Raw genomic sequence first — 24,091 nt, 5'->3', positions numbered from 1 at the left:
GATGAACGCCCTCAGCCTCGTGCCCATGTTCCTGGTCGGCCTGGCCGGCAGCGTACACTGCATCGGCATGTGCGGCGGCATCGTCGGCGCCCTGTCGCTGGGCGGTGGCACGCCGGCCGCGCCCAGCCGCCCCGTGATCGCCATCGCCGTGGCGCGACCGGCGCTGCAATCGAACGTGCTGCGCGTATTGGCCTACAACGGCGGGCGCATAGGCAGCTACATGCTGGCCGGCGCCATGGCGGGCAGCCTGGCGGGCGCGGGCATGCTGCATATGGCATCACTGCAAGTGGCCGGCTACTGGCTGGCCAACCTGATGCTCGTCGCCCTGGGCCTGTACCTGATGGATGCCTGGCGCGGCCTGGCCCATCTGGAAGCGGCAGGCAATGTCGTCTGGCGCCGCGTGCGCCCCTTGCTGCATCCCTTGATGCCGATGGATACGCCGCTAAAGGCGCTTGCCGTGGGCGGCCTCTGGGGCTGGGTGCCGTGCGGCATGGTCTACAGCGCCCTGCTGACGGCCATGCTGCAAGGTTCGGCCATCGACGGCGCAGCCGCCATGGCTGCCTTCGGCCTGGGCACCCTGCCCATGCTGTTTGGTATGGGCCTGCTGGGCACGCGCCTGCGCGCGCAGATGCAGCGCCGTCCCGTGCGCATCGCCAGCGGCTTGCTGGTACTGGGCTTCGGCCTGCTGGGCCTGCTGCGTGCCGCGAATGGCGTGTCGCTGGGCTGGCTCGACGCCCTGTGCGTCACGGGCCATCCATGAAAAGAATTGTATGAATGCTGTTTTAAAACCCTCCGCCTGCTTCCATTGCGGCTTGCCCGTCCCCTTTGGCTCCCACTGGCACGTCACTATCGACGAGCTGCCACGCGCCATGTGCTGCCCCGGCTGCGAAGCGGTGGCGCAAACCATCGTCGACATCGGCCAAAGCGCCTACTACCGCGACCGCGACGAATACGCCGTCAACGCGGCCGACGCCACCATGGTGCCGCCCGAATTGCGTCTGTACAGCAATGATGACGCACAATTCGCGCGCGACGCCAGCAGCTGCGAGGCGACACTCTCCGTCGAAGGCATCCGCTGCGCCGCCTGCGTCTGGCTGATCGAACGTCAGCTAACGCGCCTGCCCGGCGTGCAGGCCGCCAGCCTGAACGTCGCCACGGAGCGCCTGTACGTGCGCTGGAGCCGCGCGCAGTGCGAGCCGGGCGACATCCTGCAAGCCGTGCGGCAAGTGGGCTACACGGCTTATCCGTATGACGCCGTGCGCCATGGCGAGCGCCTGCAAAAAGCCAGCAAGACCCTGGGCCGCCAGCTGTTCGTGGCGGGCCTGTCGATGATGCAGGTGATGATGTACGTGGCGCCCGCCTACCTGGCCGCCGAGGATGGCACCCTGGACGACAGTATGGCCAGCCTGATGCGCTGGGCCAGCCTGCTGCTCACCTTACCGGCCATCTGCTATTCAGCCATGCCCTTCTTCCAGGGCGCCTGGGCCAGCCTGCGCGCGCGCACCCTGGGCATGGACGTGCCCGTCGCGCTGGGCATCCTGGCGGCCTTCTTCGGCAGCGTGGTGGCGACCTTTACGGGCCGCGGCGAAGTGTATTACGACTCGGCCACGATGTTCATCTTTCTGCTGCTGTGCAGCCGCTATTTCGAATTGCAGGCGCGCCGCAAGGCCGCCTCGGCGCTGGAACGGCTGCAGCATGCCTTGCCTGCCTCGGCCTCGCTGATGGCGGGCTTTCCAGAGCACCGCGCCACCACCCTGGTGCCGGCAGGCACGCTGGACGTGGGCGACATCATCCTCGTGAAACCGGGCGAGGCGATCGCCGCCGACAGCGTCATCATCGAAGGCACGAGCGCGCTCGATTTATCTCTGCTGACGGGCGAGAGCGCTGCCCAGCGCCGCAAGACGGGGGAACAGGTGCCGGGCGGGGCCATCAACGCCAGCGCGGCGCTGATATTGCGCGTGCTCAAACCGGCGCGCGAAAGCACCCTGTCCGACCTGTTAAAACTCATCGAGCGGGCCGGCAGCGGCAAGCCGCAGATCGCGCAGTGGGCCGATAAAGTGGCGGCCTGGTTCGTGCTGGGCCTGCTGCTGTTTGCCGTCGCCGTGTTCGCCTTCTGGAGCTGGCACGATGCGTCGCGGGCCTGGCCCGTGGCTATCGCCGTGCTGGTCGTGTCGTGCCCGTGCGCCTTGTCCCTGGCCACGCCGACGGCGCTGGCGGCCGCGACCGACAGCCTGCTGCGACGCGGCGTGCTCATCGTCCAGCCGCATGTGCTGGAAACCTTGCACCGCGCCACCCACATCGTCTTCGACAAGACGGGCACCTTGACGCTGGGCCGGCCTGTGCTGCAGCAAATCGAGGGCCTGGGCAGCATGACGGAGGACGCTTGCCTGCAAGTGGCCGCCGCGCTGGAAGCGGGCAGCGCCCATCCGCTGGCGCAGGCGATCCTCAGCGCCGCCGAAGGGTTGTCAAGACAGCAGCCGCGCGCGCATGCGGAAAATTTGCAGGAAGTGCAGGGCCAGGGTCTCGAAGGCATCGTCGACGGCGTGCGCTACCGCCTGGGCAATGCGGCCTTTGTGGCCGCCATCGCCGGGCCGCCGCTGGGCGACACCGCCGTCGGCGTGCAGGGCATGACGCCGCTCTACCTGGGCGCGCAGGGACACTGGCTCACGCGCTTTTTGCTCAGCGATGCGCTGCGCCCGGAGGCGCGCGAAGTGGTCGATTATTTCCATAAGCGCGGCAAGCAAGTCGTGCTGCTGAGCGGCGACCAGGAAGCGCTGACGCAAAGCGTGGCGGCGCAACTGGGCATCGCCACGGCTTGCGGCGAATGCCTGCCCGATGAAAAGCTCGATTTCGTGCAGCAACTGCAGGCGACGGGCGCCGTGGTGGCGATGGTGGGCGACGGCATCAACGACGCCGCCGTGCTGAGCGCGGCGGATGTCTCGTTTGCCATGGGTTCCGGCGCCGCGCTGGCGCAGGCGCATGCGGACACGGTGCTGCTCTCAAGCCAGTTGAATTCAGTGCTCGACACGGCGAAAACGGCCGCGCGCAGCATGCGCATCATCCGCGAAAACCTGGGCTGGGCCACCCTGTACAATCTGACGGCCATCCCGGCCGCCGCGCTGGGTTTCCTGAACCCCTGGCTGTCCGGCGTCGGCATGGCTGCCAGCTCGGCGGTCGTCATCGCCAACGCCCTGCGTCTGCGGAAAGCCTGAACCATGGAAGCACTCTACCTCCTCATCCCCTTAAGCGTCGTGGTCGTCTTCATCGCCCTGTGGGTGTATTTCACGGCCTCCGACAGCGGCCAGTTCGACGACCTCGTCGGACCGGGCCTGCGCGTGCTGCAGGACGACGATATGCCGGCCAAGCCGGCTCCCGACGAACCACACGCCTGACGTTTCCCCTCCGGCACGATGGCGCCTGGCCATCGTTGAACTATGCCATTTGACGCAGATCAAGCCCTGATTGTAGGGATATTGCATGGCTTTTTTTGACCGAAATATGCCTATATTTCGATGCCAGTTCGCTACGCTTATTTCATCCGGGGAATTTTGATCCACATCAAAGTTTTTTCGCCTTCAAACACTTACTCTCTGGCCACCATCATAAATAGTAATTCCAGGGAGAGTCTTTGTGGATCAATCGCTGAACTATAACTACAAGATCGTGAAGCAATTCGCGGTCGCTACTGTGGTATGGGGCATCATCGGCATGCTGGTTGGCGTTATCATCGCCGCTCAGCTAGCCTGGCCTGCCCTGAACCTCGACATACCATGGCTGACATACGGACGTTTGCGTCCGCTGCACACGAATGCGGTGATTTTCGCCTTCGGCATCTGCGGCCTGTTCGCCACCTCGTACTACGTTGTACAACGCACCTGCCAGGTGCGCCTGTTTTCCGACAAGCTGGCCGCCTTCACGTTCTGGGGCTGGCAAGCAGTGATCCTGTGCGCCGTCGTCAGCCTGCCCATGGGCCTGACGCGCGGCAAGGAATACGCCGAACTGGAATGGCCTATCGCCATCCTCATCGCCGTCGTCTGGATCGCCTACGCCATCGTGTTCTTCGGCACTTTGATCAAGCGCAAGGTCAAGCACATCTACGTGGCCAACTGGTTCTTCGGCGCCTACATCCTGGCCGTGACGATTTTGCACGTGGTCAATGGCGCCGTCATGCCAGCCTCGTTCACCAAGTCGTACTCCGCCTATGCGGGCGTGCAGGACGCCATGATCCAGTGGTGGTACGGCCATAACGCGGTGGGTTTCATCCTGACCGCCGGCTACCTGGGCATGGTCTACTACTTCATCCCGAAACAGGCAGAGCGCCCCGTGTACTCGTACCGCCTGTCCATCGTCCACTTCTGGGCGCTGATCTTCACTTACATGTGGGCGGGCCCGCATCACCTGCACTACACGGCATTGCCTGACTGGACGCAATCGATCGGCATGGTCTTCTCGCTGGTCCTGCTGGCACCAAGCTGGGGCGGCATGATCAACGGCATCATGACCCTGTCGGGCGCCTGGCACAAGCTGCGCACCGATCCGATCCTGAAATTCATGATCGTCTCGCTGTCGTTCTACGGCATCGCCACCTTCGAAGGTCCGATGATGTCGATCAAGACCATCAACTCGCTGTCGCACTACACCGACTGGACCGTTGCCCACGTACATGCGGGTGCCCTGGGCTGGGTGGGCTTCATCACCATGGGTTCGATCTACTATCTGCTGCCACGCCTGGCGGGCCGCACGCAGATGCACAGCACGCGCCTGGTTGACGTGCACTTCTGGGTGGCCACCATCGGCATCGTGCTGTACATCGCCGCAATGTGGATCGCCGGCGTGATGCAGGGCCTGATGTGGCGTGCGGTCAATCCGGACGGCACCCTGACCTACACCTTTGTCGAGAGCGTGAAAGCAACGTATCCGTACTACGTGGTGCGCGTGGCCGGTGGCCTGCTGTACCTGTCGGGTATGTGCATCATGGGCTACAACACCTGGATGACCTTGCGCGGCAGCAAACTCCCCGTCGCCCGCATTCCAGAACTGAACGCGGCGCACGCCTGATAGGAGCGAAAGCAAATGAAATTTTCACATGCATGGATTGAGAGAAACCCCTGGCTGCTGATCGCCCTGGTCACTGTGGTGATCAGCATCGGCGGCGCTGTCGAGATCGTTCCCCTGTTCTTCCAGAAGAGCACGACGGAGCCGGTCGCCGGCCTGAAGCCGTATTCGCCGCTGCGCCTGGCGGGCCGCGACATTTACGTGCGCGAAGGCTGCTACAACTGCCACTCGCAGATGGTACGTCCGCTGCGCGCGGAAACGGAACGCTATGGCCACTATTCGGTCGCTGGCGAGTTCGTGTACGACCGTCCGTTCCAGTGGGGTTCCAAGCGCACGGGGCCGGACCTGGCCCGCGTGGGCGCCCGCTACAGCGATGAATGGCACCGCACGCACTTGAACAACCCGCGCGACGTGGTGCCCGAGTCGAACATGCCGGCCTACCCATGGCTGGCGAAGACCAAGCTGGTGCCTGACGACATCATGCCGAAGATGCGCGCCCTGAAACGCCTGGGCCAGCCGTACAGCGATGCGGAAATCGCCGCCGGCCCGGCACAGCTGCAGGACAAGACGGAAGAAGACGCCCTGGTCGCCTATCTGCAAGGCCTCGGTACATTAATCAAAACAAGGAATTAGCATGGCAATCGAAAACCTGTTTGACAGCGCCAGCAGCGTCATGACGGTGGTTTCCTTTACGACGTTCGTAGGCATCCTGTGGTGGACTTTCAGCCGCAGCAATAGCGACTTCGACGCGGCGGCGCGCCTGCCGTTCGACGACGAGGCGCTCGACTATCCGGCAGCGCCGGTATCCATGCCTGTGCCGGCACAAGGGGAGCGCAACCATGGCTGACTTTACCAATGGCTTCTGGAATATCTACATCATCGTGCTGTCCTTGCTGGGCATCATCGGCTGCGGCGTGCTGCTGTACTCGCAGTCGAAAATCAAAGTGGTCGACGGCGCGCCTGCCGACGGCACCACGGGCCACGTCTGGGACGAGGACTTGAAGGAACTCAATACGCCGATGCCGCGCTGGTGGATGTGGTTGTTCTACATCACCATCGTCTTCGCCCTGGCGTATCTGTTCCTGTACCCGGGCCTGGGCAACTATGCCGGCAGCCTGGGCTGGAAATCGACGGGCCAGTACGAGGAAGAGCTGAAGAAGGCGGAAGCCGACTACGGCCCCCTGTTCAACAAGTACCTGAGCCAGGACTTGAAGACGGTGGCCGCCGATCCGCAGGCGCATGCCATCGGCCAGCGTTTGTTCCTGACCTACTGCGCGCAATGCCACGGTTCGGATGCGCGCGGCAACAAGGGCTTCCCCAATCTGACCGACAAGGACTGGCTGTATGGCGGTGAACCCGACATCATCAAGACCACCATCATGCATGGCCGCAATGGGCAAATGCCACCGATGGGCGCCGCCCTGGGCTCCGAAAAGGATGTCGAGAACGTGGCCCATTATGTGCTGAGCCTATCCGGCTCGACCTCGGACCCCGTCAAATCCGTGCTAGGCAAGGCCAAGTTCGGCGCCTGCATGGCCTGTCACGGCGCCGATGCGAAGGGTAACCAGATGCTCGGTTCGCCTAACCTGACGGACAAGATCTGGCTGTATGGCGGCAGTGCCGATACCATCATGGAAACCATCCGCAAGGGACGCAACAACACCATGCCGGCCTTCAGCGATTTCCTCGGCGAGTCCAAGGTACACGTGCTGTCGGCGTATGTCTGGAGCCTGTCGAATCCCCAGACGCCCGTGAAATGACGTAATGGAACCTCAAGTCATCAAGATGTATGCGGCCCGCGAGCAAATCTACCCTCGCGAGGCCAAAGGACGCTACGCTACCTGGCGATGGGTATGCGTATGGCTTACCCAGCTGGCGTTCTACGGCTTGCCGTGGTTGACCTGGAATGGCAGGCAAGCCCTGCTGTTCGATTTGACCACGCGCAAGTTCTACATTTTCGGCGTCGTGCTGTGGCCCCAGGATTTCATCTATCTGGCGGCCCTGCTGATCATCTGTGCGTATTTGTTGTTCCTCGTCACGGCCATCGCCGGGCGGGTGTGGTGCGGGTTCTCTTGCCCGCAAACGGTATACACGGAAATCTTCCTGTGGGTCGAACGCCGCATCGAGGGCACGCGCAGCGCGCGCATGGCCCTCGACAAGCAGGGACCCTCCGTGCGCAAGGCTTTCAAGAAAACGGCCAAGCACCTGGCATGGGGCGCCATCGCCCTGTGGACGGGCTTTACCTTTGTCGGCTATTTCACGCCGATCAAGGAACTGGCGCGCGAGGTGACCACCCTCAATTTCGGTCCCTGGGAATGGTTCTGGGTCTTGTTCTACAGCCTGGCAACCTACGGCAACGCGGGCTGGCTGCGCGAGCAGGTGTGCAAATACATGTGCCCCTACGCGCGCTTCCAGAGCGCCATGTTCGACCAGGACACCCTGATCATCACTTACGATGCCAAGCGCGGCGAACCACGTGGCGCCATCAGCAAGAAGGCCGGCAACAACGACAAGCTGGGCGACTGCATCGACTGCACCCTGTGCGTGCAGGTATGCCCGACCGGCATCGATATCCGCAACGGCCTGCAGTATGAATGCATCGGCTGCGCCGCCTGCGTCGACGCCTGCAACAGCGTGATGGACAAGGTCGACCGGCCGCGGGGACTGGTACGCTACAGTACCGACCATGCGATGGAAAACAACTTCAGTTCGAAGCAGATCCGCCAGCGCGCCATGCGCCCGCGCGTGCTGATCTACACTTCCATCCTGGCCCTGATCATCATCGCCGTGTGTACTTCGCTGGCCCTGCGCACGCCCCTGAAAATGGACGTGATACGCGACCGCGGTTCGATGGGACGCGAAGTGGAAGACGGCATGATCGAAAACGTTTACCGCTTGCAGATCATGAACACCTCGGAGCAAACCCAGCATTTTAAAATCAGCGCTTCCGGCTTGCAGGGCCTGACCTTGCTGACGCGCGAAGAAGTGACCTTGCAGCCGACGGAAACGCTGGGCTGGCCGATCCGCCTGCGCGTGCCGCACGGCGTGGGCGAGAAGGGTTCGAACAAGATTGCGATCGAATTGCACTCGCTGGACGACCCATCGTTGCATGTGCGTGAAAGCGCGGTATTCATCGTACCGCGCTAATGTAGGAAGGCCAGTCCCCGGATGGGGATTGGCCGATTAAACAGGAGAAATATCATGTCCGACAGTCTCAAGCTGCAAGCCCCCGTTGCCCCGTGGTACAAGCATCGCTGGCCATGGCTGCTGATGATCGGTCCCGGCCTGTCCGTGGTCGTCGGCAGCTTCATGGGCTATATCGCGTTTACGCAGCCTGATGCGCTGGTGGTGGGCGATTACTACAAGCAGGGAAAGGCGATCAACCAGGACTTGCGGCGCGATACTGTCGCCAGCGACCTGGCGATGGATACCAGCCTGTCGTATGACGTGGCGTCAGCGCGCCTCAGTGGTTCCGTGCACAGCTTCGGCAAGGCTTACCAGGGTCCGCTGCAGCTGCATCTGGCGCATGCGACCTTGCCGGAAAAAGATATCAAGCTGCTGGTGCAGCCCGATGCGGCCGGCAACTTCTCGGTAGCGCTGCCGATGCTCGAGCGCAGCCGCTGGCAAGTGCTGGTGGAAAACGACAAACGCGAGTGGCGCCTGTCCGGCATCTGGACCTGGCCGCTGCAGCGCAGCATCGCGCTGCACGCGGATGAAGAGCTGTAAGACTTACTTGCAGACGTCCGTACCGGCCGTAATGGCCTTCAACTTGGCCGGCTGCAAGATCTCGATCTCGCGGTTGGAGACGCGCAGCCAGCCTTCCTTCTTGAATTTCGACAATAAGCGGCTGACGCTTTCGATGGTCAGGCCCAGGTAGTTGCCGATTTCCTCGCGCGACATGCGCAGCTGGAAATTGCTGCCCGAATAGCCGCGCGCCTCATAGCGCGAGGCCAGGTTGACGATGAAGGCGGCAAAGCGCTGCGTCGCCTGCATATTGCCCAGCAACAGCATGACGCTTTGCTCGCGCGTGATTTCCTGGCTCATCATCCGGTGGAAATGGCGCAGCAGGGTAGGCATACTGCCCAGCAATTGTTCCAGGCTGGAAAACGGGATTTCACACACTTCGCTATCCTCCAGCGCCACCGCATTACAGTGGTGGCGGTCGGCGCTGATGGCGTCCATGCCCAGCAGTTCTCCTGCCATCTGGAAGCCCGTCACCTGCTCTTCGCCACCCGGATTGATCTGGTACGTCTTGAAGTGGCCCAGGCGGATCGCGTACAGGTTCTGGAACGAGTCGCCGATGCGGAACAGCGAGGCGCCGCGCACGATCTTGCGGCGGCGGCCGATGATCTGGTCCAGCCTGTCCATGTCGCCCACATCGAGGCCCATCGGCAGGCACAATTGATGCATGCTGCAGGTCGAGCATCGCGCACGCAACGCTTCCACGGTCACTGTGGGCAAGGTGGGAGTGAGAAGCGCTTCAGTCATGTCGATACCTTTTAGAAAATGCAATACCGAGTTTACTGCATACACGGTTGCCGTGTGCCAATTTCACCCCAATTGCGCTGAATAAACGACGTTCTGACTTTAATTATATGGCAACATCGTCAAAAGCCCTTGCAGCGAGGGCAATTTGCGCGGCACCGCTTGCCAAGTTGATGTATTGATAGGAAAATTCCTGACAGCATTATCTGCCGCCTGTGCCGCCCGGTACTGAAAAGGAAATCATGAAGCCTCTCGGCATCAAAGCAAAAGTCGCCTTGGCCACCAGCCTGACCTCGATCGCCATGATTGCACTGGTCACCATGATCCAGTTGCAGCACATGCGCGCTGACTTCACGCGAGTACTGCTGAGCCAGCAATCTGCCCTGATCACCCGCACCGCCGCCGAGCTCGACGACAAGCTGGGCATGCTGCTGCAAATCGTCACCCTGACGGCCAGGCAGCAGCCGCCGGAATTGATCGCCCAACCCGCCAAGCTGCGCGAATACTATGCGCGCCGCTCGATGCTGGTGCTGTTCGACGACGTGCTGGTGCTCGATGCGCAAGGCGCCATCGTGGCCGACATGCCGCTGGTCACGGGCCGCGCGGGCATCAACGTTGCCGAGCGCGAGTATTTCCAGACCGTCCTGCGCACGCGCCAGCCCATGATCACCGAGCCGATGCTGGGCAAATCGAGCGGCATGCCCATCGTGCAGATGGTGGCGCCCGTGCTCACCGCCGATGGCAAGGTAGCCGGTGTGGTGATCGGCGTGCTGCGCCTGTACAAGGACAACCTGCTGGGGCGCCTGCGCTCGGAAAAGATCGGCAAGAGCGGCTATTACTTCATTCTCACGCGCGGCGCCGTGCCGCGCTACGTGCTGCACCCCGATACCAGCCGTTTGCTGCAGCCGCGCCAGCCGAACGCCAACCTGACGACCACCCAGATGCTGAAGGACGATGGCGAAGGCAGCATGGTCAGCACCAACAGCCGCGGCATCACGGCCGTCAACAGCTTCAAGCGCCTGAAATCGGTGAACTGGCTGCTGGCCGCCTCGCTACCCATCGAGGATGCCTTCGAACCGTTTGATGGCGTGCTGTACCGGCTGGTGCTGTGGAGCATCCTCGCTTCGCTGCTGGCCGCTTTTGTTCTGGGCTGGGTTACCGTGCGCCTGCTGTCGCCGCTGGTGCGCCTGCGCGACACCCTGCTGGCCCTGCGCACCAGCGGCAGCCGCTTCACGCCCGTGCCAGTGCAGCAGCGCGACGAGATCGGCGAACTGACGGAGGCGTTCAACGGCCTGATGTGCGAACGCGACCGCCTGCAGCAGGAACTCGAATCGCGCGCGGCGGAACTGGAACTGGAGCGCGACCGGGCCGAGGCGGCCAACCGGGCGAAGAGCGACTTCGTGGCCAACATGAGCCATGAAATCCGCACGCCCCTCAATGCCGTGCTGGGCATGGTCTATTTGCTGGGCAATACCAGGCTCGACACGGAACAGCGCAAGTATCTGACCATGGTGCGCGTGGCGGGCCAGTCGCTGCTGGGCATCCTCAACGACGTGCTCGATTATTCGAAGATCGAAGCGCGCCGCATGGAATTGTCGCCCGTCGAGTTCGACCTTGACGAAGTCATGAATACCCTGGCCACGACGATGACGATGAATGCGGGCGAGAAGGAGCTGGAACTGGCCATCGCCGTCGAGCCCGACGTGCCACGGCGCCTCGTGGGCGACGCCCAGCGCCTGCAGCAAATCCTCGTCAACCTGGCCGGCAATGCCATCAAGTTCACCGAGAGCGGCGAAGTGGTGGTGGCCGTCAGCCTGGCCGAGAGAGAAAACGGGCGCGCCTGGCTGCGCTTCGAAGTGCGCGACACGGGTATCGGCATGACGGAACTGCAGCAACAGCAACTGTTTTCCGCCTTTTCACAGGGCGACCAGAGCATCACGCGGCGCTTCGGCGGCACGGGCCTGGGCCTGGCCATCAGCAAGCAACTGATCCACATGATGGGCGGCGATATCGCCGTGGCCAGCAGCGAAGGCAAGGGCAGCCGCTTCTGGTTCAGCGTGCCCTTCGAGATGCTGGAGCAGCCGGCCGAGACGCGGCGCACGCCGGCCCTGGGCCAGCTGCGCCTGCTGGTGGCCGACGATAACCGCACTACACGCGAACTGATCGTCAAGCTGATCGAGGCCTGGGGCTGGCTGGCCGACGAAGTGGACTCCGGTTTTGCCGCCATCGAACTGTATCGCGAACGCCTGGCGCAGCAGCAACCGTATGACGTGGTGCTGGCCGACTGGCACATGCCCGTGATGGATGGCCTGGCCACGGCCAAGGCCATCCGCCAGGCGGCCAGTGGCCAGCGCCAGCCCATCGTGGTGATGGTCAACGCCTTCGCCCGCAACCACCTGGAAGAGATTTCCAGCGCAGCCGAGGCCGATGTCGTACTGATGAAGCCGATCACGGGATCGAGCCTGTTCGATGCCCTGCACCAGGCGCTGATCGCCAAGAACGACGGCGGCGAGCAGCGCATGCTGCACCAGCCGCTGGGCACGGAGCTGGCCGGCGTACATTTCCTGCTGGTGGAAGACAATCATTTGAACCAGGCCGTGGCGCGCGGCATCCTCGAACACATGGGCGCCACCCTGGACGTGGTGGGCGACGGCTTGCAAGCGGTGGAGCGGCTGCGCACGGAGGCGCTGCGCTACGACATCGTGCTGATGGATATGCAAATGCCCGTCATGGACGGCTTCAGCGCCACCCACATCATCCGCACGGAACTGCGCTTGAACTTGCCCGTGATCGCCATGACGGCCGGCGTGCTGGCGTCCGAGCGCGAGCGCTGCATGACGGCCGGCATCAGCGATTTCATCGCCAAGCCCGTGGTGGTGGAAGAGATGATGGAAGTCATCCTGCGCCACCTGCCCAAACGCCCGCAAGTGCAGACGACCGAGGCGGCCCCCGTTGCCGATGAGGAAGTGTTTTCCATGGCGCCGCTGATGCGCGTGATGGGACGCGATGCGAAAGGGCGCGGCGTGCTGCGGCGCATGGTGGAAGATGCGCTGAACAAGGGCATGACGCCCGTGCGCGACGCTGAAACAGCGTTGCAAACGGGCCGCCACAGCGACGTGGCGCGCATCTTGCACGGCGTGCGCGGTTCCGTGGGCACCCTGGGCACGAAACGCCTGATCCGCGCCGCGTTTGCCACCGAGGAAGCCATCGACGCCGGTCGACTCGACGAGGTGCCGGCGCTGCTGGCGCACACGGCACAGGAACTGGAGCAGGCGCTGGCGGCGGCGTCCGATTGGTTGTCGAGGTTGAAGGATTAAAAGAGTAGGTCGGATTAGCGCTTGCGCGTAATCCGACATGATACGCCAACAATATTGTCGGATTACGCGGCGTGCCGCCGCTAATCCGACCTACGCAATTTACGCCGGCACGCCCAGAATCACGCTGGACGCCTTGAAAATGGCCGTCACATTGCTGCCAAGCTCGATACCCAGCTCGCTGCTGCTCTGGTTCGTGATGATGGCGGCGATCGTGCCGCCGCGCGGCAAATCCAGCACCACTTCCGTGTTGACGGCGCCCGTCTGCACGCGCGTCACCAGCCCGGCCAGCTGATTGCGCGCGGAAAAGCGCGCCCCTGCGCTGTCAGTCACGAGGATGATGGACGACGCCTTGATCAGCGCGAACGCTTCCGCGCCCGGCACCAGGCCCAGACTCTCGCTGCTGCCCTGCGTGACGATGGCGACGATGTGCTGGCCACCGGGCAATTCCAGGGTGACTTCATCGTTGACGGCGCCCTGTTTCAGTTCGGCTACCTTGCCCAGGAATTGATTGCGTGCCGTGGTTTTCATGGCCATTCTCCGTATGAGTAAAAGATCGTCGGCGATGCCTTCCGCCTGACTGCCCAGCTGGCACAGGTAGCGGGCATGCTCGCGCTCGATGATGCGGAAATTGTCGACCAGTTGGCGTCCCCGCTGCGTCAGCCGCGTACCACCGCCGCCCTTGCCGCCCGTCAAGCGCTCGACCAGCGGCTCGCCGGCCAGGTTGTTCATGGCGTCGATGGCGTCCCAGGCGGCCTTGTAGCTCATCTTCACAAGCTTCGCCGCCTGCGTGATGGAGCCGCACTCGGCAATGGCGCCCAACAATTCCACGCGGCCGGCGCCGCCCAGATGCTCTCCACCCACCGTCATCCATACCGAGCCTTGCAGGCCGATTTCCGCTGTCGCTGATTTATCCAATGCGTTCACCCAAAGCCATGTGTTCTTCCCCGTTATCGATCTGTCCGTCGCGCAAGTACAGCACATGCTCGCCCAGGATGCGCGCATCTTCCGGATCGTGGGTGATCAGGATCATGGGCACGTCCAGGCGTTGCTGCCACTGGCTCAGTTCCAGACGCATTTTGACACGCAGGGCCGGATCGAGGGCGGCAAAAGGCTCGTCGAGCAGCAGCGCGGCCGGATCGGCCACGAGCGCCCTCGCCAGCGCCACCCTCTGGCGCTGGCCACCGGACAACTCGTCGGGAAACTGGTGCGCCAGTTCCTGCAAATGAAATGCGGCTAGCCAATGCTCGACCTTGGCCAGCTTTTCGCGCGCGCGCGGGTTGAACCAGCCCCGCGCCAGGCCAAAGCCCACGTTCTGGCGCACCGTCAGGTGCGGGAACAGCGCGTAATCCTGAAACAGATACGCCACGTTGCGTTGCTGCGGCGGCAAATTGATGCCAGCGGCCGAATCGAACAGGGTGCGCCCGTTCAGGCGGATATGGCCGGCGTCAGGCGTGAAGAGTCCGGCAATGGCTTTCAGGGTCATGCTCTTGCCGGCGCCAGACGGGCCATACATGGCGATGCGCTGACACTCGGACGTGCATTTCACCTGCAAGTCGAAGCGGCGTTTGCCGGAGCGCAAGGTGGCGCGAAGGTCGAGGTCGAGTTGCATAGGCGTCGTCATTGGCGTCATTTGTGCGCGATGCGCCCGGGCGCCAGGCGGCCAGCCGACAGCAGCACCACGATACAGACAAAGGAAGTGATCAGCACCAGGGTGTTGGCCACGTCGTCCTGGCCCGCCTGCACGGCTTCATACACGGCCACCGACAGGGTTTGCGTCTTGCCGGGAATGCTGCCGGCCACCATCAGGGTGGCGCCAAACTCGCCCAGCGCGCGCACAAAACCCAGCAGCACGCCAGCGAGGATGCCACGCCAGGCCAGCGGTAAGGTTACACGGAAAAAGATGGCGATTTCAGAAATGCCCAGCACGCGAGCCGCCTGCTCCAGCTGGCCGTCGACCGCCTCGAAGGCGGCCCGCGCCGGCTTGAAGACGAGGGGAAAGGCCACCACCGTGGAAGCGATCACGGCGCCCTGCCAGGTAAAGATGAGGTTGATGCCGAAGTTATCCTGCAGCCAGATGCCCAGGGTGCCGCGCCGGCCCAGCAGCACCAGCAGATAGTAGCCGAGCACGGTGGGCGGCATCACCATCGGCAGGGTCAACAGGGCGTCGAGCAGCTCGCGCCCGGGAAAACGCGCGCGCGCCAGCAGATAGCCCGTACCGATGCCGAGCAACAAATTGAGCGCCGTGGCCCAGGCCGCTACTTTGAGCGACAGGGCCAGCGCGGTCCAGGCGATATCCATGCGGGCGCGTGCTTAAATTATGGCTTCTTGAAACCGTACTTGGCGAGAATGGCTTGCGCCGGTGCCGTTTGCAGGTAGCTGACGAAGCGCTTCGCTTCGGCGGCATTGCTGCTGCCCTTGATGGTGGCAATCGGGTACAGCACGGGCGCCTCCAACGGCACGTCCATTACCACGTTCACTTTATCCTTCATGATGGCCGCGTCGGTGGCGTAGACAAAGCCTGCATCGACTTCGCCGCGCGCCACGTAGTCGAGCGACTGGCGCACGTTCTGCGTGCCGATGGCTTTAGTCTGCACGGCTTGCCACAGATTCGCCTTTTTCAGCGCGCCTTCCGAATAGCGGCCAACGGGCACGCTGGCCGGGTTGGCGATGGCCACGCGGGTCACGCCCTTGTGCGTCAGGTCGCTCAAGCTCTTGATGCCCAGCTTGCTGTCGTGCGGCACGATCAGCACCAGGCTGTTGCCGACGAAGTCCATGCGGTCCGCCGGCAGCACCAGGCCCTGCTTTTGCGCCGCATCCATGGTTTCCTGATCGGCCGAGGCAAATACGTCCACGGGCGCGCCCTTGACGATCTGCTGCAGCAGCACGCCCGAGGCGGCAAAGTTCAGGGACACCTTGCTGCCCGGATACTGCGCCTCATAGCCTTGCGCCGCATCCTTGAACGCATTCGTCAGGCTGGCCGCGGCCGACACCACCACTTCGCCGGCAAAAGCGGAGGTGGCGGCGGTAGCGAGAAGAGCGGTGCCAAGCAGGCGGGCGGGCGAGGTGAGACGCATGATCGTATCCTTGTAAGTGAACGGTGAACAAGGAGCGTAATATACACCGATATACAGCGTTCTGCCATGGCACAAGTCAAGCCAGCACAAAGTGCATTCCCTGATATACTGTATATAAACACAGTATATTGAGGCACCCCATGGAACTGACGGACAAGCTGGAAATCCTGGCCGACGCGGCCAAGTACGACGCGTCCTGCGCCAGCAGCGGGGCGCCCAAACGCGATTCCATCGGCAAGGACGGCTTTGGCGCCACCTCCGGCATGGGCATCTGCCACAGCTACACGCCGGACGGGCGCTGCGTTTCGCTGCTGAAAGTGCTGCTGACCAATTACTGCCTGTACGATTGCCAGTACTGCGTCAACCGCCGTAGCTCGAACGTGCCGCGCGCGCGGTTTACGGTGGCCGAGGTGGTCAAGCTGACGAGCGACTTTTACCTGCGCAACTATATCGACGGCCTGTTCCTCAGTTCCGGCATCATCCAGTCGGCCGACTACACGATGGAGCAGCTGGTGCAGGTGGCGCGCGAGTTGCGTGAGGTACACCAGTTCCGTGGCTATATTCATCTGAAAACCATCCCCGACGCCGATCCGGCCCTGATCGCGCAGGCGGGCCGCTATGCCGACCGGCTCAGCGTCAATATCGAACTGCCGACGCAAGACAGCGTGCAAAAGCTGGCGCCGGAAAAAAGCGTGCATACGATTAAACTGGCAATGGGCGCCATCCGCCGCAAGCTCGATGAGAAAGCGGAAGAACCGCGCTCGCCGCGCTTCGCGCCGGCCGGGCAAAGCACGCAAATGATCGTCGGCGCCGACGCCAGCGACGACCAGCAAATTCTCTCCACTGCCGAGACCTTGTACGGCAGCTACAAGCTCAAGCGCGTGTACTACTCGGCCTTCAGCCCGATCCCCGACAGCCCGAAAAGCGTGCCGCTGGCGCCGCCGCCTATGCTGCGCGAACACCGGCTGTATCAAGCCGATTTCCTGCTGCGCAGCTATGGTTTCCAGGCCAGCGAACTGCTGCCCGCCACGGGCGGCAATCTGGCGCTCGATATCGATCCCAAGCTGGCCTGGGCGCTGGCGCACCGCGAACATTTTCCGCTGGACTTGAACCGTGCGGCGCAGCACATGATCGCCCGCGTGCCCGGCATCGGCCTGCGCAACGCGCAGCGCATCGTCGACCTGCGCCGGCTGCGGCAAGTGCGCTACGCCGACTTGTCGCGCCTGCGCTGCAGCATGAAGAAAATCGCCCCCTTCATCATCACGGCCGACTACTTTCCCGCGCGCGATACCACCGCCTCCGAACACCTGCGCCGCGCCATGGCGGAAGCGCCGCAGCAGATGAATTTATGGCCGGAGCTGCAGGTCGCATGAGTACAGTGGTGCGGCTGGCGCAGTCGTTCGACGAGTGGCGCGCGGCCGCACGTGAACTGATCGCGCGCGGCGTGCCGCCTGCCGACGTGGCCTGGCAATCGCAACCCGGCGATGGCGACCTGTTTTCCTCCACGCCGGAGGCAACGGATAACAGCGCTCCGCAGCTGCGCCTGCCCCGTCCCCTGGTCGAATTGCTGGAAGGCGCCGCCTGTTTCAACGTGCATGACCGCTGGGCATTCTTATATCAAGTGCTCTGGCGCTGGCAGCTGGGCCAGCACGACGTGATGTCGCCAGCCGATACGGACGGCGCGCGCCTGCACGCGATGGCCAAGGCCGTGCGCCGCGAGGAGCACGACATGCATGCGTATGTACGCTTCCGCGAACGCAGCGAGGCCGATGGCGCCCCCCGCTTCGTCGCCTGGTTCGAACCCACGCACGACGTGCTGCCGCAAGTGGCGCGCCACTTCGCGCGCCGCATGGGATCTACCAGCTGGATGATCGCCACGCCCCAAGCCAGCATGCTGTGGGATGGCGCATCCTTGCATGCGGGACCGGCGCTGCTGCGCGGCGCTGCCGATATCGACGATGCCGGTGAAGCCCTGTGGCTGACCTACTACCGCAGCATCTTCAATCCCGCGCGCGTGAATGCGGATTTGCTGCATAGCCATATCCCCTCGCGTTTCTGGAAAAATCTGCCGGAAGGCGCCATCGTGCCTGCCATGCTCAGCGGCGCCGCCAACGGCGAACGGCGAACGGGCCAGACGGCCAGCGTAGGCCAGCGCAGCGGCGCCACCATGATCCCGATTGCCGCCGAGCGCGCCCAGCCAGCGCGCGAACTGCCCACCACCTTGGACCAGTGCCGCCGCTGCGAGCTGTGGCAGCACGCCACGCAAGCCGTGCCCGGCGTCGGGCCGCTACAGGCGCGCATCATGCTCGTCGGCGAACAACCGGGCGACCAGGAAGACCTGGCGGGCTTGCCGTTCGTTGGCCCGGCTGGCGCGCTGCTGGACCAGGCGATTCACGATGCGGGCATGGCGCGCGACAGCATCTATCTGACCAACGCCGTCAAGCATTTCAAGTGGGAACCACGCGGCAAGCGTCGCTTGCACAAGACACCCGCGCAACGCGAAATCCTCGCCTGCCATGGCTGGCTGGAAGAAGAGATCGAGCGTGTCAAACCAGAGGTGATCGTGGCGCTGGGCAGCACGGCGTTAAAGTCCGTTCTGCAAGATGGCTCAGCCACCATGACGCCGCTGGTCGGCACGCCCATCGAGCACGACGGACGCTGGGTGGTGACCGTATATCACCCGTCGTATGTGCTGCGCGCGCCGGACGAGGCGAGCCGGCGGCAGGCATACGCGGTGATAGTCGACGGCTTGAACCAGGCGATGCGGCTACTACAAGGCCAGGATCACAGCGTCGACGCTGGCACTTCCTGCCCCTCGTCACGCCGCGCGTAGCGCTGCGCAATCACGGCACAGATCATCAGCTGGATCTGGTGGAACAGCATCAGCGGCAGGATCACCATGCCCAGCGAATGCGTGGCAAACAGCACCTTGGCCATGGGCACGCCGCTGGCCAGGCTTTTCTTCGAGCCGCAGAAGACGATGGCGATCTCGTCTTCCTTGGAAAAACCGAGGCGGCGGCTGATGAACGTCATCAGGCCCAGGACCAGCGCCAGCAGCAAGATGCTGAACAGGCCCAACGCTACCAGGGTTTCCACCGAGATCGTATGCCACAGGCCTTCGCTGACGGCTTCGCTGAAGGCCGTGTAGACCACCAGCAAGATCGAACCCTGGTCGACGAATTTCAGCATGGCCTTGTGGCGGTCGACCCAGCGGCCTATCCAGCGGCGAAGGAACTGGCCAGCCAAAAACGGCAGCAGCAGCTGCATGACGATGGAGAGCACCGCATCGACCGACGACTTGCTTTCCGCGCCCTTGGCCACCAGCAAGCCCACGAGGATGGGGGCAAGGAAGATGCCGATGAAGTTCGAGGCCGAGGCGCTGCAGATGGCGGCTGGCACATTGCCGCGCGCCATTGCCGTCAAGGCGATCGACGACTGCACAGTCGACGGCAGCGCGCACAGGAACAAAATGCCCACATATAAATCGGGCGTGAGAAACGTCAGCGCCAGCGGGCGCAGGGCCAGGCCCAGCAGTGGAAACAGGATGAAGGTGCTGGCCAGCACCAGCAAGTGCAGCCGCCAGTGCATGACGCCGGCCACCACGGCTTCGCGCGACAGCTTGGCGCCATGCAAGAAAAACAGGGCGCCGATGGCGACGGTGGTGACGTGGCCGAAGACCACGGCCGTCTGTCCCGTGCAGGGCAGGAACGTGGCCAGCGCCACGGTGACGAGCAGGGCGATGGTGAAATTATCGGGTTTCAGATTGCGCAACAGGGCAGCGGGAGAGAAGGAAGACATGCGGTAGCCTGGTAGCGGCGCAGCCTTGCAACACTGTGCCGGGGATGACAAAAAGCGCCGGGAGCGGCGCCAGTGCTGGCTATTCTACCTGTATTATCGAGCTCCTTGCCTGGCGGCATGGTCATCGCTGCCCGGCAAAAACTCTGCGGGAAAAAAAAATGCCCTGTCCGCAGACAGGGCAACCCGGAGTAAAGTACAGCGCGAGGGATTAACCGGCGGCTTTGACTTTCAGCTCGTTCTTGATTTCTTTCACGCCGCTCACGGAGGCGACGATCTGCACGACGCGGTCACCCGCTTCGGCGCTCGGTACATCGCCCGACAGGACGACGACACCTTGCTGGGTTGCTACCTTGACTGGCAGGGTAGCGGCTTGTGCATCGGCGCTCAGGGCGGCCTTGGCCGAGGAAGTGATGGTTTCATCAGGGACGGCAGCGGCGGCGTTGGCGGCCACGACAGTCTTAGCAGGAGCTTGTGCTTTTGTTGCGGAGTCAGCTGCATGCGAAGCGGTGATCGAGGCGCCCGACAGTACGATAGCGGCGACCAGGGTATTGAACAGTTTCGATGTTTGCATGGTAGTTCCTCTCAATGAAGTTAAAAGCTTCTTACTTGGATAAAGCAACACGTTGAAGCGTCACATCTACCCATACAGCAAGCACCGTGCCAGCTTTTAAATTTCATTCAAAATCAAAGGCTTACAGTAAAATTCGATTTTTTCAGCCCGTTTCAGCCGGATCTGGCCCGAAAATCGGGGCTTTTTGTCGCCTGACAGCGACAGCTTGTGGCAAGACAATCAATATTCCACAGTAAGTCTTTGATTATACACACTTTATTTTTGTCGCTATTCAGCGACAGGGTCGCCGTCACCCCGAAACAGGGCCGGCGTCAGCTCATATTTCTGTAATAAACGATAGAACTCCGTGCGGTTGCGGTCGGCCAGGCGCGCCGCGTCGGCCACGTTGCCGTCCGTCAGGCGCAGCAATTGAATCAGGTAGTCGCGCTCGAAGCGCTGCTTGGCTTCGTTGTAGCTGAGCGCTTCCAGCGATGGCACGCGCAGCGCGCGCTGCACCAGGCTCAAAGGCACCAGCGGCGCCGTGGCCAGCGCGCATACTTGCTCGACCACATTGACCAGCTGGCGCACGTTGCCGGGCCATGGCGCGGCCACCAGGGCCGTCAAGGCATCGGGGGCGAAGCCGTTCAGGGGCTTCTGGTACTTGGCCGCCAGTTTCTGCAAGAAATGGTTCGCCAGCAGGGAGATGTCTTCGCGGCGCTCGGCCAGCGGCGGCAGGGTCAAGGTCACCACGTTCAGGCGGTAATACAAGTCTTCGCGAAATTGCCCATCCGCCATGGCCACGTCCAGGTCACGGTGCGTGGCCGACAGGAGACGCACATCGACCGGACGCGTCTGGTCGGCACCCACGGGGCGCACGGCCCGCTCCTGCAGCACGCGCAGCAATTTGACCTGCAGCGGCAGCGGCATGTCGCCGATCTCATCTAAAAACAGGGTGCCGCCATCGGCCGCCAGAAAGAGGCCTTCGCGGTTGCCGACGGCGCCCGTAAACGAGCCTTTTACATGGCCGAACAGTTCCGATTCCAGCAGCTGCTCGGGAATGGCGCCGCAGTTGACGGCGATGAACGGCGCCTTGGCGCGGCGACTGGCATTGTGCAGGGCGCGCGCCAGCAACTCCTTGCCCGTGCCGCTGGGACCGCGGATCAGGATGCTGGCATCGGACCCGGCCACCAGCTTGGCTTCGGCCAGCAGCTCGGCCATCTGCGAACTACGGCTGATCAGCTCGGCGCGCCAGCTCTCGTCGCCGGACGCAGGCGCCGGCATGACGGTGGACAGGTTAATGGCATACGCCACCTTTTCCATGAGCAGCTTGCCATCGAACGGTTTCGTCAGATACGCAAACGCGCCGCGCGCCGTGGCTTCGACGGCGTCGGGGATAGTGCCGTGGGCGGTGAGCAAAATGACGGGCAGGGCCGCATGCTGGCGGCGGATTTCATCGAACAGGGCCAGGCCGTCGCGGCCCGGCAATTGCACATCGGTAATGACCAGGGCCGGCAATTCCACCGCCAGGCGCGCCAGCGCCGCTTCCGCGCTGCCCACGGCCGTGACGCGATAGTTGCCCGCTTTCAAGCGGATGGTCAGCAGGCGCAGCAGGTCGGGATCGTCGTCGACCAATAAAATGTGGGCTTGCTCGCTCATTTCGGCGCTCCCGCGGCAGGGCGCACGGACAGGCTGCGTTCGATGTTTTTCAACGCCTCGAGTTTTTCATTGAGCTGCTCGATGCGGCGCTGGGCATCGCGCAGCTGGCCATTGAGCTTGTCGATGCTCTCTTCCTGGCGGCGCAGCTCTGCGTACTGGCTGCTGAGCAATTGCACCAGCGGCGCCAGCAGTTGACCATCCTTGCCCGTGGCCGTGGCTAGCGGTTCCAGCAAGGCTTGCGCGCGGGCCAGGTCGCCGGCACCGCGCACGGTCGCTTGCAGCATGGCACGGCGGATGGTGTTGTGCGGCGCGTGATCGGCCTTCGCCAGGTCCAGCTGCGCCTTCACCAGTTCCGACGGCGTCATCAGGCGCACGGCGCTTTGATACGCCAGCAGTTCCGTGAGCTGGGGATCGGCCACCACCACCACGCGCGGCGGCGTTTGCACCAGCACGGGAGTCTGGGTGGAAGGCTTGGCGGCGCATGCGCCCAACAGCAGCGCGCAGGTGGCCATGCCGGCCAGGGAGGTTCTCGTCATCATATGGGCAGTTCTATCCGAAAATGCGCGCCAGCCTGGCGCGGTAAAAGAGTGACGCTGCCATCGTGGGCGGCAATATATTCGCGCACGATGGACAGGCCGATGCCATTGCCGTTGCGCGCGCCGGCCACCTGGCGCACGCCTTGGTAAAACGGCTCGAAGATGCGCTCGGCATCCTCGGGCGCCACACCAGCGCCCTCGTCGATGCAGTCGATGCACACGCGGCCGCCTTCGCTGGACAAGCTGAACCGCACGATGCCGCCTTCCGGGCTGAAGCGCACTGCATTCGACAGCAGGTTGGCCAGGGCGGTGGCCAGCTTGTCGCGGTCGGCCTGCACGATCAGGGACACGCCCTGCACCTCGACCGTCAGGCGGCGCGCCAGCCATTGCAGGCGCTGCCCGGCCACCACATCTTGCAGCAAGACCAGCAAGTCCACCTTGCTATGCGCCAGGTGCTGGGCGTCAAAGGCGGCAGTATTGTAGCGCAGCAAGTCTTCTATCTGATTTTGCAACGAGGCCGTGTTTTGCTGCAGGATACCGGCGATTTCGCGCTGGCCATCGCTGAGCTTGCCGGCCACTTCATCTTCCAGCAAGGCCACGCCTTCGCGCAGGGCCGCCAGCGGCGTCTTCAATTCGTGCGAGATGTGGCGCAGAAAACGTTCTTTGTCGGCATCGAGGTCCGCCAGGCGCTGGCGCAGCCAGTCGAGCTGCTGGCCCAGGCGGCGCGTGTCGGCCGGGCCACCGACGACGATGGGCTGGTCGTAGCGCTTTTCGCCCAGGCGCTCGATGGCCGTCTCGATGCGGCGCAGCGGGCGCGACAATAGAAAGCCGAAGCAGGTGGCCAGCACGGCCGCCAGCAGCACGGCGCCGGCCACCAGCATGCCCAGCACGCGGCGCTGGCGTTCCAGCTCGGCCAGCAGGGCGTCGTTGCGGCTGCCGATTTCCGTCTTGCTTTCGCGCGCCAGGCTGTCATTGATCTGCGTCATGCGGGCAAACGCGCGGTAGACGACAGCGTGGCCATCACGCTTGCGGCGTTTACCGGCCTGCAACACTTCCCAGGCCGACTGCGCTTGCACCTTCCATTCGTCGGCCAGCTGGGGCGCGAACTCGGGCGTGGCGCGGTTCAGCACTTGCAGCGCCGCCGTGGCTTCATCGCGGGCCGCCGCGTAGCGCTCGCGGAACACGGGATCATCGAGCACGAGAAACTGGCGTGCGCTGCGCTCCATGGCCAGCGTGCGCTCGGACAAACGCTGCGACTGTTCCGTCAGGGTAATCGCCTGCGCCGCCGTCTCGCGCCCCAGGCGCGCCAGGTGCTCCAGGGTCAGCAAGGCTTGCACGGAGGTGGCCGTCAAAATACCCGTGGTCAAAATGAAGGCGGCAAATAACAGTTGGCGAAAGGACAGTCTGGACAAGGTAAGCGCCTTCGGTTCAGTCAGCAAGGGGGAAAAGGCGCATGGTACGCTAAGCTTTCATTCAGAGACGCCACCCACCCGAGAATGATCAATTTTGCAACATTGCCGCTTTTCCGGCGGTCAGCAAGGCCCCGGCGGCGGCGCACGAATACTCCTAGTACAATAGGGAAAACTTGATACAGGCATCAAAGTGACACCCGCCCTGGCG

The 24,091-nt window shown here is 63.3% G+C and carries 22 protein-coding genes; 12 read left to right on the top strand and 10 right to left on the bottom strand.

The genetic code is table 11. The features are described 5' to 3' along the window. Position 1 precedes the first annotated feature (1 nt). The 9 genes from C8C89_RS04640 (at position 2) to C8C89_RS04600 (ending at position 8,781) form a co-directional block, all read left to right on the top strand. A complete protein-coding gene (locus C8C89_RS04640) occupies positions 2-760 on the top strand; it encodes a sulfite exporter TauE/SafE family protein (RefSeq protein ID WP_133989012.1) in 759 nt (252 codons plus the stop codon). Between the two features lie 10 nt (positions 761-770). Beyond that, positions 771-3,212, top strand: coding sequence for a heavy metal translocating P-type ATPase (locus tag C8C89_RS04635; RefSeq protein ID WP_133989011.1), 2,442 nt, complete (start codon positions 771-773; stop codon positions 3,210-3,212). Between the two features lie 3 nt (positions 3,213-3,215). Continuing rightward, on the top strand, positions 3,216-3,392 hold the full coding sequence (gene ccoS / locus C8C89_RS04630; RefSeq protein ID WP_101483301.1) for a cbb3-type cytochrome oxidase assembly protein CcoS: 177 nt from the start codon (positions 3,216-3,218) through the stop codon (positions 3,390-3,392). A gap of 238 nt (positions 3,393-3,630) precedes the next feature. Continuing rightward, positions 3,631-5,058: a cytochrome-c oxidase, cbb3-type subunit I gene (ccoN, locus tag C8C89_RS04625; RefSeq protein ID WP_046681775.1), complete on the top strand. Its 1,428-nt coding sequence runs from the start codon at positions 3,631-3,633 to the stop codon at positions 5,056-5,058. Between the two features lie 15 nt (positions 5,059-5,073). Further along, positions 5,074-5,688, top strand: coding sequence for a cytochrome-c oxidase, cbb3-type subunit II (gene ccoO, locus C8C89_RS04620; protein WP_101483302.1), 615 nt, complete (start codon positions 5,074-5,076; stop codon positions 5,686-5,688). 1 nt (position 5,689) lies between these two features. Next, entirely contained in the window at positions 5,690-5,902 is a 213-nt protein-coding gene (locus C8C89_RS04615; protein ID WP_101483303.1) for a cbb3-type cytochrome c oxidase subunit 3, read from the top strand. Further along, complete coding sequence (ccoP, locus tag C8C89_RS04610; protein ID WP_133989010.1) at positions 5,895-6,815, top strand: cytochrome-c oxidase, cbb3-type subunit III; 921 nt, start codon at positions 5,895-5,897, stop codon at positions 6,813-6,815. The genes C8C89_RS04615 and ccoP overlap by 8 nt, the downstream gene beginning before the upstream one ends. 4 nt (positions 6,816-6,819) lie before the next feature. Further along, entirely contained in the window at positions 6,820-8,202 is a 1,383-nt protein-coding gene (gene ccoG, locus C8C89_RS04605; protein WP_133989009.1) for a cytochrome c oxidase accessory protein CcoG, read from the top strand. Between the two features lie 54 nt (positions 8,203-8,256). After that, complete coding sequence (locus tag C8C89_RS04600; RefSeq protein ID WP_101483306.1) at positions 8,257-8,781, top strand: FixH family protein; 525 nt, start codon at positions 8,257-8,259, stop codon at positions 8,779-8,781. 3 nt (positions 8,782-8,784) lie between these two features. On the opposite strand, the gene fnr is transcribed toward C8C89_RS04600, so the two are convergent. Continuing rightward, complete coding sequence (fnr, locus tag C8C89_RS04595) at positions 8,785-9,543, bottom strand: fumarate/nitrate reduction transcriptional regulator Fnr (protein ID WP_101483307.1); 759 nt, start codon at positions 9,541-9,543, stop codon at positions 8,785-8,787. 239 nt (positions 9,544-9,782) lie between these two features. Between fnr and C8C89_RS04590 the strand changes: the two genes are divergently transcribed. Then, on the top strand, positions 9,783-12,857 hold the full coding sequence (locus C8C89_RS04590; protein WP_133989008.1) for a response regulator: 3,075 nt from the start codon (positions 9,783-9,785) through the stop codon (positions 12,855-12,857). Between the two features lie 99 nt (positions 12,858-12,956). On the opposite strand, the gene C8C89_RS04585 is transcribed toward C8C89_RS04590, so the two are convergent. Genes C8C89_RS04585 through modA form a run of 4 tightly spaced genes read right to left on the bottom strand, consistent with a single transcriptional unit; the run spans position 12,957 to position 15,931 of the window. Then, positions 12,957-13,724 (bottom strand): TOBE domain-containing protein, encoded by a 768-nt coding sequence (locus C8C89_RS04585; protein WP_101483308.1) that lies wholly within the window; start codon positions 13,722-13,724, stop codon positions 12,957-12,959. 40 nt (positions 13,725-13,764) lie between these two features. Continuing rightward, positions 13,765-14,466 (bottom strand): ATP-binding cassette domain-containing protein, encoded by a 702-nt coding sequence (locus C8C89_RS04580; RefSeq protein WP_133993139.1) that lies wholly within the window; start codon positions 14,464-14,466, stop codon positions 13,765-13,767. Positions 14,467-14,483: 17 nt separating this feature from the next. Then, entirely contained in the window at positions 14,484-15,155 is a 672-nt protein-coding gene (gene modB, locus C8C89_RS04575) for a molybdate ABC transporter permease subunit (protein WP_133989007.1), read from the bottom strand. Between the two features lie 17 nt (positions 15,156-15,172). After that, the gene (modA, locus tag C8C89_RS04570; protein WP_133989006.1) at positions 15,173-15,931 is read right to left on the bottom strand and encodes a molybdate ABC transporter substrate-binding protein; all 759 of its coding nucleotides are present in this window, start codon (positions 15,929-15,931) and stop codon (positions 15,173-15,175) included. 140 nt (positions 15,932-16,071) lie between these two features. Between modA and C8C89_RS04565 the strand changes: the two genes are divergently transcribed. Both C8C89_RS04565 and C8C89_RS04560 read left to right on the top strand, forming a co-directional pair. Continuing rightward, entirely contained in the window at positions 16,072-17,304 is a 1,233-nt protein-coding gene (locus C8C89_RS04565) for a putative DNA modification/repair radical SAM protein (RefSeq protein ID WP_133989005.1), read from the top strand. Further along, complete coding sequence (locus C8C89_RS04560; RefSeq protein ID WP_133989004.1) at positions 17,301-18,764, top strand: UdgX family uracil-DNA binding protein; 1,464 nt, start codon at positions 17,301-17,303, stop codon at positions 18,762-18,764. Before C8C89_RS04565 ends, C8C89_RS04560 begins: the two co-directional genes overlap by 4 nt. On the opposite strand, the gene C8C89_RS04555 is transcribed toward C8C89_RS04560, so the two are convergent. The 5 genes from C8C89_RS04555 to C8C89_RS04535 all read right to left on the bottom strand — a co-directional run bounded on the left by C8C89_RS04555 (position 18,716) and on the right by C8C89_RS04535 (position 23,883). Then, a complete protein-coding gene (locus C8C89_RS04555) occupies positions 18,716-19,729 on the bottom strand; it encodes a bile acid:sodium symporter family protein (protein ID WP_133989003.1) in 1,014 nt (337 codons plus the stop codon). The genes C8C89_RS04560 and C8C89_RS04555 overlap by 49 nt on opposite strands. A gap of 208 nt (positions 19,730-19,937) precedes the next feature. Next, a complete protein-coding gene (locus C8C89_RS04550) occupies positions 19,938-20,300 on the bottom strand; it encodes a BON domain-containing protein (RefSeq protein ID WP_101483314.1) in 363 nt (120 codons plus the stop codon). A gap of 267 nt (positions 20,301-20,567) precedes the next feature. After that, entirely contained in the window at positions 20,568-21,935 is a 1,368-nt protein-coding gene (locus tag C8C89_RS04545) for a sigma 54-interacting transcriptional regulator (protein WP_133989002.1), read from the bottom strand. Further along, positions 21,932-22,474, bottom strand: a complete 543-nt coding sequence (locus tag C8C89_RS04540) for a protein bicaudal D homolog (RefSeq protein ID WP_243857895.1) — start codon at positions 22,472-22,474, stop codon at positions 21,932-21,934. The genes C8C89_RS04545 and C8C89_RS04540 overlap by 4 nt, the downstream gene beginning before the upstream one ends. Next, positions 22,471-23,883 (bottom strand): ATP-binding protein, encoded by a 1,413-nt coding sequence (locus C8C89_RS04535; protein WP_133989001.1) that lies wholly within the window; start codon positions 23,881-23,883, stop codon positions 22,471-22,473. Before C8C89_RS04535 ends, C8C89_RS04540 begins: the two co-directional genes overlap by 4 nt. Positions 23,884-24,091: the final 208 nt, after the last annotated feature.

The sequence above is a fragment of the Janthinobacterium sp. 75 genome, from assembly GCF_004365495.1.
Lineage (GTDB): Bacteria > Pseudomonadota > Gammaproteobacteria > Burkholderiales > Burkholderiaceae_D > Janthinobacterium.
This window is presented reverse-complemented; position numbering and strand designations above follow the sequence as displayed.